Raw genomic sequence first — 17382 nt, forward strand, 5'->3', positions numbered from 1 at the left:
GCTTTTAAACATCCTTTCTTTCTCAATCTTCTCAATTATAGCATTATCCGGGAAAGGGGAAAACCGAACGCTTTGAAAACTTTTAATTAAAAGCGCTTTGATTTTAGTACTCACGATGCCATCAGTTTTGAAAGAAAAAAGTCAGTCTATTGTTTGTTTACATAATAAAAAGGCTGTAAACTTACAGCCTTTTTATTATGTCTATTGCAAGAGATCAGCTAAAGTATTTCTCTACTAGCTTTTCATTCACATAGATTGACACTTGGCCATCATTTACCGGGAAAAGTCCTTTTCCGGTATCATCTAAAACAACTTTCGCTTCATTATTTCTCAATATATCTACGAATGTCTCTCCACCATGGATCGCGCTGATGGTCATTTCTTTTTCCGCACCTTGAGCATTGGTCATCACGACCGCCAATCCAGAAAGTTCGTGTTCGTAATCCCCCGTTAATACCCAACCAATACAATTAGAATCATCAAAATAGTCCACTTGATTCCCAAATGCAAGCTTCTCTCGAAGTTTTAACATATGGATCAAAGCATCACCAACAGGAGCGATTTCTTGCGCTGGGATTCCGAATAAGTCACCCCAGAAAACAACCGGTACACCCGCTTTTCGTAAAAGGATCAATGAATAAGCATGGACTTTAAACCAACCGTCTATCCAAGATTGTAAACTTTGACCAACCTGTGTATCATGATTGTCCACAAAAGTCACGGCATAATCTTCGCGCGCGGCAGTCAGTGTACCGGCAAAAATTTGACTCATATCATATTCGCCATTTGAGTGAGATGCTTCATATAAATTATAGTGCAAAGGCACATCGAATAAATAAATCAGATTTCCTGAAGAATCTAAATACTCTTCTAATTTTGGCAGATCCCCTGACCAATATTCTCCCACAACGAATAGCGGTTCGCCTTTTTCTTCCCGACGGTTCAAGATCCAGTCCGCATAATAATTGAACTCAATGTGTTTGACCGCATCTAAGCGATAGCCATCAACACCAGTCAGCTCTTGGTACCATTGCCCCCATTTATTGAGCTGTTCCACCGTCTCAGGATTTTCCATGTCCAGATCACAACCCATTAAGTAGTCATAATTGCCCATCTCATCATCCACTTGGCTTTCCCAGCCCTTATCAGCGAAGTTAAAAATCCCGTGGTCTTTGTTACGGTCATCATAATCAACACCAGAAAAATTATGCCACGTCCAAACGTAATCATTGTACGTCCCTTGACGTCCTGGGAATGTGAACTTGGTCCAGGCTTCGATTTCTTCCTCATCACTGATCGGTTCATTACGGTTTTCGGTATTGTATTTAACCGCTGGAACGACTTCTTTTTCATCGGCACCAATCAAGTGATTGAAAACGATGTCGGCATAAACCTCTATTCCTTGTTCTTGCAGTGCTTTGATGGCTTCTAAGTATTCATCCTTTGTCCCATATTTTGTTGGCACCGACCCCTTTTGATCGAATTCGCCTAGATCATAATAATCATAGACACCATACCCAACGTCTTCGGACCCAGCTGTCCCTTTATAGGCAGGCGGCAGCCAAATTGCGGTAAATCCATACTCTTTGATTTCTTTACTCATTTCTTTCAATTTGTTCCAGTGTTGGCTATCTGCCGGCAGGTCCCATTCGAACCCTTGTAAAATGACTTTGTTATTCATTTATTTATCCCCCCTTAATTCAATTAAGCCAAATAATAGTAAAAATTGTCAAATATAAGGACAGCAATCTCAGGAAAATGAAGGTTAGCATGACCGTTTGTGACCGATTTCTATTATTCACGCTTTCATTTTGAATGTTTTTCACTGTTTATGATTGATTTTGAATGAATCATATGTTACTATGGCAGGTGAAGAGGTGATGTAAATGCTTACAGAGGAGCGGCATCAAGCGATTTTGGCACGATTAGAGCAAGAGGAGATCGTCAAAGTCAGTGAACTGATCCAACTGCTGGATGCTTCAGAGTCAACAATCCGCAGAGATCTCCAAGAACTGGAAGATAAAGGGTTTCTAGTTAGAATTCACGGCGGGGCCAAAAAAAGCCAGCAATTAGGTTTTGAACCCAACATGTCTGAAAAAAAAGCGAAGTTTCAAATAGAAAAACAAAAAATTGCTCGCGCAGCCGCACAAACGATCAAAAATGGTGAAGTCATTTATCTAGACGCAGGAACAACGACCCTTGAAATGATTCCTTTCTTATCGACCATCACAGCGCTGAAAGTTGTCACGAACTCCGTCAAGCACGCTTCCCTACTGATTGATCACGGGATCGACACCATGATTTTAGGGGGAACCATTAAGATAGCTACGAACGCTGTGTTAGGGATCAATGCCGGTGAACAGTTGCGTAAATTGCGCTTTAACCGCTGTTTTATGGGCATGAACGGTGCTCATTCGGAAGCTGGTTTCACCACACCCGATCCAGAAGAAGCGCTGATCAAGCAGATCGCTCTGGAACATAGCCAACAAGGCTATGTCTTGCTAGACCATTCCAAGTTTCAGCAAACAACTTTTGCTCAAGTTGCTTTTATTGAAGGTGCAACGATCATCACCGATTATTGCCCAAAAAACTATTTAGCGAAATTCAGAGCAAAAACAACCATTATGGAGGTAATACAATGATTTACACAGTAACACTCAATCCATCGATCGACTTTATCGTCCACGTCGATCATTTGGAGATCGGTGCCCTTAATCGAATGAAACAAGACTTTAAACTACCTGGTGGCAAAGGAATCAATGTCTCACGTATTTTGAAGCGAATTGGCATCTCCTCGACTGCCCTTGGTTTTGTTGGCGGATTTACTGGTCGTTTTATTGAAGAGTGGCTGACCAAAGAGGAAATCAACAGCAATTTTACGCAAGTCGCTGCCGATACCCGGATCAATATCAAATTAAAATCCGGCGAAGAAACAGAAATCAACGGCCTTGGTCCAGTCATTCAAGAGCAAGAAATCGCTGAATTGAAACACCAATTAGCCGCTCTTTCTGCCGAAGACATCGTCATCCTATCAGGAAGTAAACCAGCTGGTCTTCCAGCCGACTTTTATAAAGAATTGATCAAAATCGTTAAAGAAGCTGGTGCAGAATTTGTCATTGATACGACTGGTGCGGAACTATTTGATGCCTTATCCGATCAGCCTTTGCTGATCAAACCAAATAATCATGAATTAGCGGAACTTTATGAAACTTCTTTTTCAACAATCGAAGATATTTTGCCTTATGGCCAAAGAATGCTAAAGGATGGCGCTAAAAATGTCATCGTCTCTCTAGGTGGTGATGGTGCCCTGCTCTTTACTGGCAATGAGATCTATCGCTCCAATGTGTTGAAACGACCTTTGAAAAATTCAGTTGGCGCTGGAGATTCCATGATTGCTGGATTCATTGGGCGTTATGCAAAGACCAAAGATGTGGTTGAAGCATTCAAATGGGGAGTCGCTTGTGGCAGTGCCACTGCGTTTTCAGATGATTTAGCTGAGGCGTCATTTATCGAAGAATTACTACCGGAAGTCATAATTGAACAAGTGAATCTATAGGAGGATGGAAAAAATGAAAATCAATGAGTTGATGCTGAAAGATGCCATGATCATGGACTTACAAGCAACAGACAAAAAAGGTGCCATTGATGAAATGGTAGCAAAATTATATGCTGTCGGACGGATTTCAGATGTCGAAATCTACAAAGAAGGAATTCTTGCCCGAGAAGCCCAAACCTCAACAGGGTTAGGTGACGGCATCGCAATGCCCCATGCCAAAAACAGTGCAGTCAAAGAAGCGACGGTTTTATTCGCAAAGAGTAATGCGGGTGTCGACTATGAGGCGTTAGATGGACAACCAACGTACCTCTTCTTTATGATCGCAGCACCAGAAGGAGCAAATGATACTCATTTACAAGCGTTAGCAGCTCTATCTCGCTTATTGATCGATCCAGATTTCGTTGCTAAACTAAAAACAGCGACAACTGCTGATCAAGTACAACAACTTTTCTCAGAAGCTGAGGCACAGCAAGAAGCCGATGCTTTAGCAGAAGAAGCGGCAAACCAAGAAGCAGCATCTGCTAGCGAACGTCCCTATATCGTCGCAGTTACAGCTTGCCCGACAGGGATCGCCCACACCTACATGGCAGAAGATGCTTTGAAAAAGAAAGCCAAAGAACTTGGTGTTGACATCAAAGTCGAAACAAATGGTTCAGAAGGAATCAAAAATCGTTTAACAGAAGCTGATATCGCCCGAGCTGCTGGTGTGATCGTAGCTGCCGATAAAAAAGTTGAAATGGATCGCTTTGACGGCAAACATTTAGTAAACCGTCCTGTGAGCGATGGTATCCGTAAGACCGAGCAATTAATCAATGAAGCATTGAGCGGAACTGCTCCTGTTTTTCACGGTAGTGGCCAAGCTTCTGATAAAGAGGACGCTTCTGCTGATGGTTCAGTCGGTCAACGAATCTATAAAGATTTGATGAATGGTGTTTCTCACATGTTACCATTTGTTATTGCCGGTGGAATCATGATCGCTATTTCCTTCATGGTGGACCAGTTCATGGGTGTCCCTCAAGATGCCTTGAGTCAATTAGGAAACTACAACCAAGCCGCTTCTTGGTTCAATCAAATCGGTAGCGCGGCATTTGGTTTTATGTTACCTGTCTTAGCTGGTTTCATAGCTTCAAGTATCAGTGACCGACCTGGATTGATCGTCGGTTTCGCAGCAGGTGCCCTAGCAAATACGGGTGGTGCTGGATTCTTAGGAGCATTGATTGGCGGTTTCTTAGCTGGTTATGTCATCAAGTTCTTGCGTTCATTATTCAAAGGTTTACCAAAATCATTAGAAGGAATCAAAACGATCCTCTTCTACCCTGTTTTCGGCCTATTGATCACTGGCTTCTTGATGTTACTGATCAACGTGCCAATGAAAGCCATCAATGACGGTTTGAATAGCTTCTTGACTGGCTTAAGTGGTACCAACGCCGCTTTACTTGGTGCTTTGTTAGCAGCAATGATGGCAGCCGATCTAGGTGGCCCAATCAACAAAGCCGCTTATGTTTTCGGTACTGCAACATTGGCAACGACCGTTGCTGAAGGTGGTAGCGTCGTGATGGCATCTGTAATGGCGGGCGGAATGGTTCCTCCATTGGCAATCTTTGTCGCAACGTTATTGTTTAAAAATAAATTCACCAAAGACCAAAAAGAAGCTGGTTTAACAAACATCGTCATGGGGCTATCCTTCGTCACAGAAGGTGCGATCCCATTTGCAGCAGCAGATCCATTGCGGGCGATCCCAAGCTTTATCGTTGGTTCTGCACTGACTGGTGCGCTTGTCGGTGCCTTTGATATCCAATTAATGGCACCACATGGTGGGATCTTTGTTGTTCTATTATTATCTAAACCAATTTTGTTCTTGCTATTCATCTTAATCGGTGCGATCGTTTCTGGCGTTGTATTCGGTTTGTTGAAAAAAGCGCCTGAACAAGCTGCCTAATTGAAAAGACCCGCAAGATCCTCGTGATCTTGCGGGTCTTTTTCATTCTTGATTGGTAAAGAGCTGCTGTTCGACTAGCTTTTGGGTATTCATAAAATACACTCGAAGTTTCTTGCCATTCTTTTTTAGATTGACCCACGTATATTTGCGCGTGCGGTGCAAATACCCAAAATGAACATCCGGCATCGCTGCTTTCAATCCGTCTATCGGCAGCTCCTTCAAGGCTGTTTCTGGTAAATAAAATTGTAAGCAAGCTGTGTAGTCTTTAAAGCGATCCTCTGAGTAATCAATTTCGAGGTGATTCCGAATATAAAAGGCATATGCCTCGACCCCATCATCTACAGTCAATTCCGGTTTTAATACAATATAATCCATCATGCGCAACCGATCTTGGTCGATCCAAGGAAAATACGCTTGTGCATTCAAGTAACCTTTCACCCGTCGCTCCTGGTACTCTTCGTTCACCAAATCGAAGCTTCGAGTGACGAAATGTGTCGCGTTACGCTTAGTCGTCGGCTGCAGCCGATCATTTTGGTACTGGATGGTTTGGATCAATTGGTCGCCAAAGGCGTACTCAATATATGGTTCCCTCAAAATACCGACGCCATTATCCCATGTCAATTGATCGATCCCAGTTTGATCGCGAAACAAACGCTGGTATGAAAGATTCAACTCGTGATCCCACTGAAACGGATCGCGATACAATTCCACCATCACGATTCCCTGATCTCTAACTTGGACCTGCTCGACTTGTTGCGCATCCGTAATGATCACCTGAGGAATAATACGGGCATAGAATACCGAAAAGTACATTCGCCAACAAGAGGTCAGTGTGTAGCCATTGTAAAAAACATCGTACCCAGCAAATTGATTGCAATCAATAACGATCTCTTGTTCAAAATTTTTCCGCTTCGGTAACGCGTTGATTTCAGCAATCGATTGAAAATTTTGTCTTTTCTCGATTCGCTCGACGTTATGCATCAGGTACTCATCATATGAACGCAAATAGCCAAACATTCCATCTCTTTGCATCGTTTCATCGAAGTAACTTAAAATCACTGTTTTCTGTGTGGAAAATACGTCTTTCGTAAACAGGTGCCGTTGTAAAACAGCCTCTTGAATGATATGGATACTGGACTCATTTTGGCCGTCCGTCACAATCAATTCAGTATTGATTTCTTCAGGGGCGCTATGCAGCAGTTGACTGACCTCATCAAAATCATAAGGTTTCTTTTCTTGCTGATTGTAATAGTATTCCGTCGGCTGATAGCTAAGACGAACCAAAGCGAACCAATTTTCAATCAACAAACGCAACTGTGATGCTTCCATTTGTGTCGATTGTAGAAAGCCGTAAATTTTTTCAGTTTTGATCATCGCTATCCCTCTTTTCTATCCCCTTTCTTTAATTATAGTAAAGGGAGAAACGATTGAACACTATTTCGCTTTTTTTTGGTGAAATCTACGACCGTTCGTGGTAAACTAAAGGCGCTTGGAGGTGAACCTTATGGGCTTAAAATTCCAACGAGAAGACTCGCTAGATAAAATGTTTGATGATTTTGCCTTTCTTCCCGATAACGATAAGGACAATAAAAAGCAACAAAACGATATTGAACGTTTCTTAAAAAACGAACCTGATGATGAGAATAAAAAACAACCAAAAGATAGTAAGAAAGCAGACTAATAAAAAAGGCAAAGGACGCTTCCGTCCCTTGCCTTTTTACTTATGCGAATAGAAAATGAGCCACTGAGTCTACTTAAATGCAGCAATCAGAATTGGCATCTAATGGTTTCCTTATAGCTCTTCATACATCATGCTTTGACGTAAGCGCACCAAGCCAATGGTCAACAAGCAGAGAATAAGGAAGACGGCTGCTAAGATCGTCATCACGAAGATCACCACAAAAATCGGTGAATTTGTAAAATGAATCATTGGTTCAAAGATAGTGGTCTTGATCAAGTCAGGGATCTCCGAAGCTAAGAGTTGTTGAATGGCTTGGTTAAAATCCTCTGTGGTTGAATTTGATGGCAAAACAGCCATAAAACTCCCCACGCCGTAATTGGCAACCCCAATCCACGCAATTGCGACATTTGCTAAAGCGAGCCAGCCAATGCCAAGATTACCGACAACAATCGAGCCGACAGCAAGATTGCCAATCCCAACTAAAAAGCCAAAACAGAGGTTCCCTATTGCAATAACACCTGTGCTGACTGTCCCAATCCCCAGCATTCCGAAGGACAATAAGCCAATCGATAAAAAACCTAAGCTGACAATTCCCAAAGCAATAACCCCTTTGGATTTGACACCAAGACTAAACCAGCCGCTGGCAGTTGGTACCTCTTTCATCAGAACAAAAAACTCTCGAACGCTCGTCACTTGATTCAGTAATAAGAATAAATTGGGAATCAAAATGTGCATTAACGGAAGCCGTAGAACCCTCCGTTCACTTTTGTATTCATAATAGTAGGTTTCTTTCTTTTCTTTTAATAGCTCTTCCACTGGAGTGCCTAATAAATCGGCGAGACGAACCAATGTCTCGATGTCTGGCAACCCATTTCCTCGTTCCCATTTTGAAATGGCCTTATCAGAAACAAATAACCTCGCAGCTAATTCCTTCTGGGTTAAGTTATGTCTTGATCGATACTCTTTTAATTTTTTACTTAATGTTTCATGCATTCGACCACACCTCCTTGTTACAAGTTTAACAAATATTAAGGAGATTTTCGCTGAAATTGGGCAAATTTGGCACTCTACGCTCCGTAGAATAGCCTAAATCCCCAATTTTTACTTTTAAAAAGCAAAGAAACGAAGGGAGCGACTTGCTCGCTTCGTTTCTTTATTCAAAATTATTTGATTGCTGCTTCGATGGCTTTCCATGCTTCTTCTTTTCCTTGTTTGGTAATGGAAGAAAAAAGAATGAACGTATCAGCTGGATCAAAGGACAACACTTTTTTGATCATACTTTCATGCTTATTCCATTTCCCACGAGGGATTTTGTCTGCTTTGGTGGCAACAACGATCACAGGGATCTCATAATACTTTAAAAATTCATACATTTGAACATCTTCTTGGGAAGGTGCATGGCGCAAATCTACCAAAGATACTACTGCTCGCAGCTGCTCTCTTTGTTCGAGGTACGTTTCAATCATTTTTCCCCATTTTGCTCGCTCGGTTTTTGATACTTTTGCATAGCCATAGCCAGGGACATCGACAAAATGCAGCGTATTTTCAATCAAATAAAAATTCAATGTTTGGGTTTTCCCCGGTTTTGACGAGGTTCGGGCTAAGTTTTTACGGTTAATCAATGTATTGATAAAGGAAGATTTACCGACATTGGAGCGCCCTGCTAAGGCAATCTCCGGTAAGGGTGTATCTGGGTATTGTGCTGGTGAAACAGCACTAATGACGATCTCAGCTTCATGTACTTTCATTGGATCGCTCCTTTTCATTTTTTTCAAAAAGAAAGCCGGATAGCAATGAAACTATCCGACTTGGTCTCGATTAGACTGCTTTTTTTGTCTCTTCATTGTAAATGATTTTTGGTTCGCCAAGTCCTTTCGCAGCTTCTTCCGTAATAGTGACTTTTTGAATCGACTCATCAGAAGGAACATTGAACATGACTTCCATCATGATATTTTCGATGATCGAACGTAATCCACGAGCACCGGTGTTTCGCTCAATTGCTTGCGCAGCAATCGCACGTAAAGCCTCTGGCTCAAATTCGAGTTCTGTGTCATCTAATGCCATCAATTTTTGATATTGTTTGACAAGGGCATTTTTTGGTTCAGTCAAAATATGCACTAAATCATCTACCGTCAATTTCTCTAAAGCAGCCATCACTGGCAAACGGCCGATAAATTCAGGGATCAAACCGAATTTAAGCAAGTCTTCAGGAATGATCTGTTGCATCACGCTCTCGCCTTCTTCAAGACGTTTGTTGTTTGTACCAAACCCAATGGTTTTTTCACCTAAGCGGTTTTTAACAATTGTTTCGATCCCGTCAAACGCCCCACCAACGATAAAGAGAATATTGGTCGTATCGATTTGGATCATCTCTTGATGCGGATGTTTCCGTCCCCCTTGAGGCGGCACACTAGCAGTGGTTCCTTCTAGGATTTTCAGCAAAGCTTGCTGAACACCTTCACCGGAGACATCACGAGTAATCGATACATTTTCACTCTTACGGGCGATTTTATCGATCTCATCAATATAGATAATCCCTTTTTCAGCCATTTCTACATTATAATCAGCAGCTTGTAAAAGCTTCAAAAGAATATTTTCCACATCTTCACCGACATAGCCGGCTTCTGTTAAACTGGTTGCATCAGCGATTGCAAAAGGCACATTCAGTGAACGTGCTAGCGTTTGTGCCAAAAATGTTTTACCTGAACCTGTTGGTCCGATCAAGCAAATATTGCTTTTCTGTAACTCCACATCTTCAGCTGTCGTTTCTACATTGACGCGTTTGTAGTGATTATAAACCGCTACAGCCAATGTTCGTTTGGCACGATCTTGTCCAATCACATATTCATTGAGGACATTCAATAGTTCTTGCGGTTTCGGCACTTCGGTAAACTCCCGAACTGCTTCTTCGTAAAACTCTTCATCAATGATTTCTTTGCACAAATCAATGCACTCATTACAGATATAGACCCCAGGCCCTGCAACGATCTTTTTCACCTCTTCTTGCGTTTTTCCGCAAAAAGAACAACGAACAGCTTCATTACCGTTTGTATTATCGTACATACTGTTCACCCCTTGAAAATTTTCCAACCTATTTAAAGGAGTGGAATTTGGTTTACTAACTTTGCAGTCTTAAACAATCATATCATAACTTTTTTGAAAGAAAAAGTCATTTTTACTTTGCCTAACGTTTTCTTATCATTTGTTAGTAATTCCGAAATATCCCCTATTTACTCCCATGAAAAAACGGCCAACACCACTAGATGTTCGCCGTTTTTAGAGTTTTGCCTACGCTTCTTTTGCAGTACCTGTTACAAGTTCAACTGCTTTTTTCATTGTAATATCATGTTTCAACATGTCTTCTGTTAAGACGCGTTTGATTTGATCTACTGGCATATTGTAAGCTTCAGAAAGTTCTTTGATTTCTTTTTCGATATCTTCTTCTGTTGCTTCCAAACCTTCTTCTTTAGCGATTGCTTCAATGACAAGGTTTGTTTTCACGCGTGTTTCTGCTTCGCCTTCAAATTGTGTGTGAAGATCTGCTTCAGTTGAACCAGTTAATTGATAATACATTTCTGGTGAGATTCCTTGACGTTGCATATTGTTCAAGAACTCATCCATTGAACGGTGTACTTCATCATGTACCATTGAATGTGGTAATTCAACGATTTCTGCGTTTTCAACTGCTTGACGGATCGCAGCTTCATCTTTTGCATCTTCTGCTGCTTTTTCTTTTGTTTCAGTCAATTCAGCACGATATTTTTCTTTTAATTCAGCTAATGATTCAACGCTGTCATCAACGTCTTTTGCGAATTCATCATCTAATTCAGGAAGTTCTTTTGCTTTTACTTCGTGAACCGTTACTTTGAAGACTGCTTCTTTACCAGCTAAATCTTCTGCTTGATAATCTTCTGGGAAAGTCACGGTAACGTCTTTGCTATCGCCAGCTTTTGTTCCTACTAATTGTTCTTCAAAACCAGGGATGAATGAGTTTGAGCCAAGTTCAAGTGAGTAGTTTTCACCTTTGCCGCCTTCAAATGTTTCTTCTCCTAAGAAGCCTTCAAAGTCGATAACGACTGTGTCGCCATTTTCAGCTGCTTCGTCTTCTTTGATAACTAATTCAGCTTGTGCTTCTTGTTCGCGTTTGATGCGTGCATCAACGTCTTCTTCTGTTACTTCACGGTCTTGTTTTTCAACAGTTAAATCTTTGTAATCACCAAGTTTTACTTCAGGTTTTACAGTAACTTCTGCTTTGATTACCCAGTCTTGACCTTTTTCCATGCTGTCAACGTCGATTTTTGGTTGCGAAACAGGATCGATCCCTGCTTCTTTTACAGCAGCTTCATAAGCTTCTGGAAGAACAGCGTTCAATGCATCTTCATACAACGCTTCTTCGCCGTACATACGGTTAAATACTTGGCGTGAAACTTTCCCTTTACGGAAGCCAGGTACGTTAAGATTGCCTTTCACTTTATTGAATGCAGTCGTCAAGCCTTTTTGGATTTCCGCTTGAGCGATCGTAAATGTCAAAACACCATCATTGGTGCCTGTTTTTTCCCATTTTGCAGTCATTTATTTCCCTCCGAATATTAATTGATTTACATATGAAATAGCTTCATGCATACCTTTAAATAGTACACTAACGTTGTTTAATTGTAAACATTTTACCATGAAAGTTGCGAATTTTTCTTTCAGCGAATGCTCAAACGTAGGATATTACGCAAGTGTCGTTTGCGTTCTTCTATTTCATTGTCTGCTTTTGGCTGTTCTTTTTCTTCAAATAACCCGCGATAATCTTCAATGTAGCTTGCCACCCATGCGCTTGCCTCTTCTTTTGCCGGTAAAAACGGGTAACTTATCGCTAAATGATCATCGATTTCTGCTGAGACACTTTCCGCTAAAATCGGGTCCTCTTGGGCGATCGTTTCTTCGATCGCTTTATGGATCGCTTTAACAGCGTCATCCTCCTGTAAAAGTTTCAATTCTTTCGGAACGATTTGCTGCATATTCCCAAGGTAATCGATTAGGTCAAAAGGTTCGTCCACTTCAAGACGCACGAGCTCATCCACTAATTTAGGTAGCAAATACGGATTTTTGATGGAAGCCAACGTGTCATGCATCAGCGAGATAAATTGTGATTTGGTAATTGCTTGGGTAAAAACGTGCCACTCTGTTGCACTCACCGGTTGATTGGCTTCATCTAATGCGCGTAAATGCTTGCGTTTCCCATGAAAATCTTCCAATCCTAAAATTTGTTGTACTTCTTCTACTTTAGCTAGTTCACTAGCCAACTGTTCCTGATAGCGTTTTGGAATTTTTGTTTTCTGACCTAATGTAAGCCAGCGCCGAGTTTTTAAGTATTGACCATCCAAGATCAGCAGATGACCAATTTGTAAAAAACCATCAGTTTGTTTCAAATAATCATCTAGATAGTCTTCCGCAAGATCTAACGCTTTGGCAAAATCATTCAGCTGTTGCAAGCATTCCACGAGCCATTGATTGATCTCAAAACTGGCGTTTTTTTGATAAAGTTCATTGTACAAACGAAAAGCCTGCAAAAACTCTTTTGACTGGTAGGCTTTTTCTGCCGCCAGACGAAGCCGCTCATTTGGTCCCGGGAAATCAATCGTCTCACCCATTCACGACCCCTCCTTTACTAATTGCTTGATCTGCTAGTTAGTTTTGTGCACCAATCATTACGTGATTGGCATCCACCTGTTTATTAAAGGCCTTGATCAAATTGATGGTTACCACACTTGTTTCTGCAAAATAATCCGCAGCCTGCTGCTTATTTTTATTAAAGACGATTGGTAAATAACCGAGATAAAAGAAAACATTGAATTGCAGCACATAGCGCCCGCAAAGTTCGCGGATCAAGACCGTTTGCCAACTGAGTTCTTCTTCTACAAAAGAAATAACGCGGATGCCAAAGAGCATTTTCCCAATTGTTTGGCCATGATTCAGCTTCGTCATCAGAACAAAATAGCCCAGATAGATCGCTAAGGCACAGACGTTGTAAAGTCCAAACCGCTGGTTAGTTGCCGTTAGATTCGCTAGATTATAGATACTGCCGATCGCTATTTGCGTGATTGCCCGGATCACTAGAAGATCCACTAAAAAAGCAAACAGACGTATCCAAAAACCGGCAAAAAAGTAGCTAGGAAAGTCATTAAAGAACCGTTTGTCTTCGGTCTGTTTTTCAGGTTCTTCAAAATGCTGCCACGCTTTTTGTCTTTCTTCGATTTCACTTTGGTTATACTCTTCTTCTTGAAAAGACGTCAAGACTTGTTGATAAAAATCATCGGGATGGTTTACTTGTGCGTTCTTCATCGCTTTGCTGGCGTTTACTGGTTCGGCTGTTTCTGAAACCTGCGCTTCAGTTCGTACATCCGTATGACCGGTTGACGGTGTGGAGGTTTCGCGCTGTTCCCTTTGATCGATTGATGTACTTGTGTGATTGTCATCCGTTGACGATGCGGCAGCGGAATACTTGTTTTTCTCTGTCATAGTTATTCACCTCCATAGTAATAAAGAGGTTTAGGGGCATCGCTTGTTCCTAGGCTTTCCATCAATTGGATCACTCGTTCTGTATTTGATTCTTTTAGTCCTTGCAGTTCGGCTAAACTTGAACCTAACCAAGTAGAAGCAAATCCAGTAGATGAAACGTCATAGCTGAAAATCTCTGCATCTTCCAAGCCTAGATCTGCTTGCATTGCTGCTAATGTATCTTCAGGAAAACCGATTTCATCCACTAAGCCAACAGACACTGCTTGCTGACCATCATAGATGCGGCCATCAGCGATCTTTCTAACGGCTTCTTCTGTCATGCCGCGTCCTTCAGCCACAATTTTAACGAACCGACCATAAGCATTGTCGACATAGGTCTGCAAGACTTCTTTATCGGCTTCTGTTGGCTCTCTCGTTGCTGAACCTACATCTTTTAGTGCACCACTTTTATACGTATTGTCTTCGATCCCTAGCTTTTCGAATAAGCCGGCATAGTTGAGCCCCGACATGATCACTCCGATCGAACCGGTAATCGTTTCATCCGTTGCGAAAATTTTATCAGCACCTGCCGAAATATAATAACCGCCACTGGCTGCCATGTTTTTCATACTGACATACATCGGAATCCCTAACTCTTTGATTTTTGCTAATTCACGAGCAATCTCGGCACTTTCATAGACGCCGCCTCCTGGGGTATTGACTTCCATCAAGATGCCCCCAATAGTTGGATCTTCTTGGATCATCCGTAGTTCTTCTAAAAATCGCTGATGATCATAAGATTCTGTTGTGAATAAGCCGCCACTGGAGCTGCTGGCGATCGTTCCTTCTAAAGATAAGCGAACAATGCGATTGTCTTGATCTCCGGCAACTAACGTTGTCTCTTCGATCGCATTACTTCCGTAGAACAAAGCATTTAAACCTTGCAGCGTTTGAGTTTCCTCTTGCTCTGGACGATTTGTGATTACTGAAAAAACCCCCGAGCAGATAAATAACCCTGCTGCGATCGCCGCTGCGATCCATCTTCTTTTATTCATTTTCCCACCTAACTTTTCACCTTTCCCATAATTTAGTATAGATTTTTGATGACGATCACTGCTTCTTCGTCTCCAACCGCATCAAATTTCTCGCTTTTTTCAGCTAAGACGTAGCCGCCAAAAAATTCCTTTGTTAGTTCATCCTGGACTTTGAATGTTTGCGCGGTTTCCACGGTGACTGATCCGGGTAAAATTTCTTGCAAGCTGTCCCAGCCCGTATCCAACATGACCTTTGTTTCATCTGTGACATTAGGATCTTTTTCTATCGCAGCTACTATTTTCTTTAGCTCTGAAAAAGTCATACAATTTACAAATTCTGGCATTTCATTCCCTCACTTTCTTACTTTTTTATTGTAGCGAACTTAAAAAAAAAAGCATAGCTTTATGAGGAAATTTCTTGGGAATCTTATTCGACAAAGCTATGTCAGCTATTTTGATTCCCTTTAGACTGGTTCAAATCAACCTTACCAATAACTATACCAATTATTTTCATATAACTTACAGTTGACAGAAACAGGAATAAATATTATGATATTGCTTGTATTTCTATAAAATATTTCACAAGGAGGATAGATAGACCAATATGGATAGCGCCTGATCTGGAAACAGATGACGAGGAAAGAGTTTATCGAAACATTCGGCGGATGACTCTAGGGACTGCACTCTACAGGCAAGAACAAATCTCATCGTAAGATGATGACAAAGACTTGCTGCGCAGATAGAAATACATAATGCCAAACTAAATTTTTTGAAAGTAGGATTATCATTATGTGTGGAATTGTAGGAATCGTAGGAAAATCAAATGCAGAACGAATTATTTTAAACGGATTGGAACGCTTAGAGTATCGGGGCTATGACTCAGCAGGCCTTTATGTCGCTGATCGGACTTCGGATCATTTAGTGAAAGCCCAAGGAAGAATCAAAAACTTGGAAGAAAAAGTGACTTCTGAAGTAACAGGAACGATCGGTATCGGACATACCCGTTGGGCGACCCATGGCAAGCCATCAGAAATGAATGCTCATCCTCACACTTCGGCAAACCAAGCACTCGTTTTGGTTCATAATGGTGTGATCGAAAACTTTGAAGAGCTTCATCAAGAATATTTAAGCAACCACCAGTTTGAAGGTCAAACAGATACCGAAATCGTTGTTCATTTGATTGAAGTGTTGAAAGAGCAAGACAACAGCACGACCAAAGCGGCCTTTAAAAAAGCTTTGTCCTTGATTCGCGGCTCTTATGCCTTTGCTTTAGTAGAAAAAAAAGATCCAGAAACCATTTATGTTGCTAAAAATAAAAGTCCCTTATTGATCGGTTTGGGAGATGGATTTAATGTCATTTGCAGCGATGCCTTAGCAATGCTCGATCAAACGACTCATTTTGTTGAGATCGAAGATGGCGAAATGGCGACCGTAACAGCCGATGCGATCGAAATCGAAGATCCAAAAGGAAACCTTGTGTACCGTGAATCTTATGAAGCACAACTAGATCTGACTGACATCGAAAAAGGAACGTACCCTTACTACATGTTAAAAGAAATCGATGATCAACCAACCGTGATGCGCCGCTTGATCCAAGAATATCAAGGAGAATCCGGTGAAGTAGTAATCGATCCAGCGTTAAAAAACGAACTTTTAGCTAGCGATCGAATCTACATCATCGCATGTGGTACCAGTAATCATGCTGGTTGGGCAGCAAAATCCATTTTAGAAAAGCTAACACAGATCCCTGTTGAGGTTCACTTATCTAGTGAGTTTGGCTACAACATGCCATTGTTGTCAGCAAAACCCTTCTTCTTGTTCTTATCACAAAGTGGTGAAACGGCAGATAGCCGTCAAGTATTAGTGACGATCAACCAGTTAGGTCTTCCTAGTCTCACGATTACCAATGTTGCTGGTTCTACTCTTTCTCGAGAAGCGAACCATACCTTATTGCTTCATGCTGGTCCAGAAATCGCCGTTGCCTCTACAAAAGCATATACCGGACAGATCGCTGTCATGACCTTATTAGCAAAAGCCATTGGTGATGAAAAAGCTGTCCCTGAAGCATTGGATTTTGACGTGTTCCATGAACTAAGCATCGTTGCTTCTGCAATGGAGGCTTTAGTGGATGAAAAAGCTGTTATCAGTCAATTTGCTGAAGATTTTCTTTCCGAAACCCGTAATGCATTTTACATTGGTCGTGGGAATGATTACTATGTATCAATGGAAGCGGCATTGAAATTAAAAGAAATTTCTTATATCCAAGCGGAAGGCTTTGCGGCTGGTGAATTAAAACACGGCACCATCGCGTTGATCGAAGAAGGTACACCAGTGATCGGTGTGATCACGGAAGAAGTGACTGGCTCTCATACGCGAGGCAATTTGAAAGAAGTCGAATCTCGTGGGGCTCACACCCTTGTGATCGTTAGTCAAGAGTTAGCAAAAGCGACTGATCAAATCATTTTGCCAAATGTTCATCCATTGGTAACCAGCTTAGTGGCAGTCGTTCCAACACAGCTGCTGGCTTACTTTGCCACTTTACAACGCGGATTCGATGTTGATAAACCAAGAAACTTAGCAAAATCCGTTACCGTTGAATAGTTTTTAAAAAAACTGAAACCGAATTGGTTATCTTCTGTTTAATAAAAAGAACTCCTCGTTCGATGACTCGATCGTTCATAGGGGT

15 protein-coding genes are annotated in these 17382 nt (G+C 41.5%); 5 read left to right on the forward strand and 10 right to left on the reverse strand.

Features of this window, described 5'->3' with window-relative positions:
• Positions 1 to 214 precede the first annotated feature (214 nt).
• A complete protein-coding gene (locus tag IGJ01_RS09185; RefSeq protein WP_420657525.1) occupies positions 215 to 1681 on the reverse strand; it encodes an alpha-amylase in 1467 nt (488 codons plus the stop codon).
• Between the two features lie 205 nt (positions 1682 to 1886).
• On the opposite strand from IGJ01_RS09185, the gene IGJ01_RS09190 reads away from it, so the two are divergent.
• From IGJ01_RS09190 to IGJ01_RS09200, 3 genes are read left to right on the forward strand one after another with little or no spacing between them, the layout of a single operon-like run.
• The gene (locus IGJ01_RS09190; RefSeq protein WP_420657524.1) at positions 1887 to 2642 is read left to right on the forward strand and encodes a DeoR/GlpR family DNA-binding transcription regulator; all 756 of its coding nucleotides are present in this window, start codon (positions 1887 to 1889) and stop codon (positions 2640 to 2642) included.
• Positions 2639 to 3556, forward strand: a complete 918-nt coding sequence (gene pfkB, locus IGJ01_RS09195; protein ID WP_008380122.1) for a 1-phosphofructokinase — start codon at positions 2639 to 2641, stop codon at positions 3554 to 3556. The genes IGJ01_RS09190 and pfkB overlap by 4 nt, the downstream gene beginning before the upstream one ends.
• A 13-nt stretch (positions 3557 to 3569) precedes the next feature.
• Entirely contained in the window at positions 3570 to 5495 is a 1926-nt protein-coding gene (locus IGJ01_RS09200; RefSeq protein WP_430600982.1) for a PTS fructose transporter subunit IIABC, read from the forward strand.
• Between the two features lie 42 nt (positions 5496 to 5537).
• Here IGJ01_RS09200 and IGJ01_RS09205 read toward each other — a convergent pair whose 3' ends face one another.
• On the reverse strand, positions 5538 to 6869 hold the full coding sequence (locus IGJ01_RS09205; RefSeq protein WP_016611865.1) for a hypothetical protein: 1332 nt from the start codon (positions 6867 to 6869) through the stop codon (positions 5538 to 5540).
• 130 nt (positions 6870 to 6999) lie between these two features.
• On the opposite strand from IGJ01_RS09205, the gene IGJ01_RS09210 reads away from it, so the two are divergent.
• Positions 7000 to 7176, forward strand: coding sequence for an SPJ_0845 family protein (locus IGJ01_RS09210; protein ID WP_005235717.1), 177 nt, complete (start codon positions 7000 to 7002; stop codon positions 7174 to 7176).
• 111 nt (positions 7177 to 7287) lie between these two features.
• Here IGJ01_RS09210 and IGJ01_RS09215 read toward each other — a convergent pair whose 3' ends face one another.
• The 8 genes from IGJ01_RS09215 to IGJ01_RS09250 all read right to left on the reverse strand — a co-directional run bounded on the left by IGJ01_RS09215 (position 7288) and on the right by IGJ01_RS09250 (position 15040).
• Positions 7288 to 8169, reverse strand: a complete 882-nt coding sequence (locus IGJ01_RS09215) for a helix-turn-helix transcriptional regulator (RefSeq protein ID WP_016620052.1) — start codon at positions 8167 to 8169, stop codon at positions 7288 to 7290.
• 170 nt (positions 8170 to 8339) lie between these two features.
• Positions 8340 to 8924, reverse strand: coding sequence for a ribosome biogenesis GTP-binding protein YihA/YsxC (yihA, locus tag IGJ01_RS09220; RefSeq protein WP_400451310.1), 585 nt, complete (start codon positions 8922 to 8924; stop codon positions 8340 to 8342).
• Between the two features lie 70 nt (positions 8925 to 8994).
• Positions 8995 to 10239: an ATP-dependent Clp protease ATP-binding subunit ClpX gene (clpX, locus tag IGJ01_RS09225; RefSeq protein WP_005235713.1), complete on the reverse strand. Its 1245-nt coding sequence runs from the start codon at positions 10237 to 10239 to the stop codon at positions 8995 to 8997.
• A gap of 225 nt (positions 10240 to 10464) precedes the next feature.
• Positions 10465 to 11748 (reverse strand): trigger factor, encoded by a 1284-nt coding sequence (gene tig / locus IGJ01_RS09230; protein WP_005235710.1) that lies wholly within the window; start codon positions 11746 to 11748, stop codon positions 10465 to 10467.
• A gap of 119 nt (positions 11749 to 11867) precedes the next feature.
• The gene (locus IGJ01_RS09235) at positions 11868 to 12815 is read right to left on the reverse strand and encodes a hypothetical protein (RefSeq protein ID WP_086316178.1); all 948 of its coding nucleotides are present in this window, start codon (positions 12813 to 12815) and stop codon (positions 11868 to 11870) included.
• 37 nt (positions 12816 to 12852) lie between these two features.
• On the reverse strand, positions 12853 to 13683 hold the full coding sequence (locus IGJ01_RS09240) for an RDD family protein (RefSeq protein ID WP_194188489.1): 831 nt from the start codon (positions 13681 to 13683) through the stop codon (positions 12853 to 12855).
• A 2-nt stretch (positions 13684 to 13685) separates the two neighbouring features.
• Complete coding sequence (sppA, locus tag IGJ01_RS09245) at positions 13686 to 14717, reverse strand: signal peptide peptidase SppA (protein ID WP_005235703.1); 1032 nt, start codon at positions 14715 to 14717, stop codon at positions 13686 to 13688.
• Between the two features lie 32 nt (positions 14718 to 14749).
• Positions 14750 to 15040 carry a hypothetical protein gene (locus IGJ01_RS09250; protein WP_005235701.1) on the reverse strand — a complete coding sequence of 97 codons (291 nt, stop codon included), beginning with the start codon at positions 15038 to 15040 and terminating at the stop codon, positions 14750 to 14752.
• Between the two features lie 445 nt (positions 15041 to 15485).
• Here IGJ01_RS09250 and glmS point away from each other — a divergent pair, with 445 nt between their 5' ends.
• Complete coding sequence (glmS, locus tag IGJ01_RS09255; RefSeq protein ID WP_430600984.1) at positions 15486 to 17297, forward strand: glutamine--fructose-6-phosphate transaminase (isomerizing); 1812 nt, start codon at positions 15486 to 15488, stop codon at positions 17295 to 17297.
• Positions 17298 to 17382 lie beyond the last annotated feature (85 nt).

This window comes from Enterococcus sp. AZ089 (genome assembly GCF_050547225.1).
In the GTDB taxonomy this organism is placed as follows: domain Bacteria; phylum Bacillota; class Bacilli; order Lactobacillales; family Enterococcaceae; genus Enterococcus_D; species Enterococcus_D entomosocium.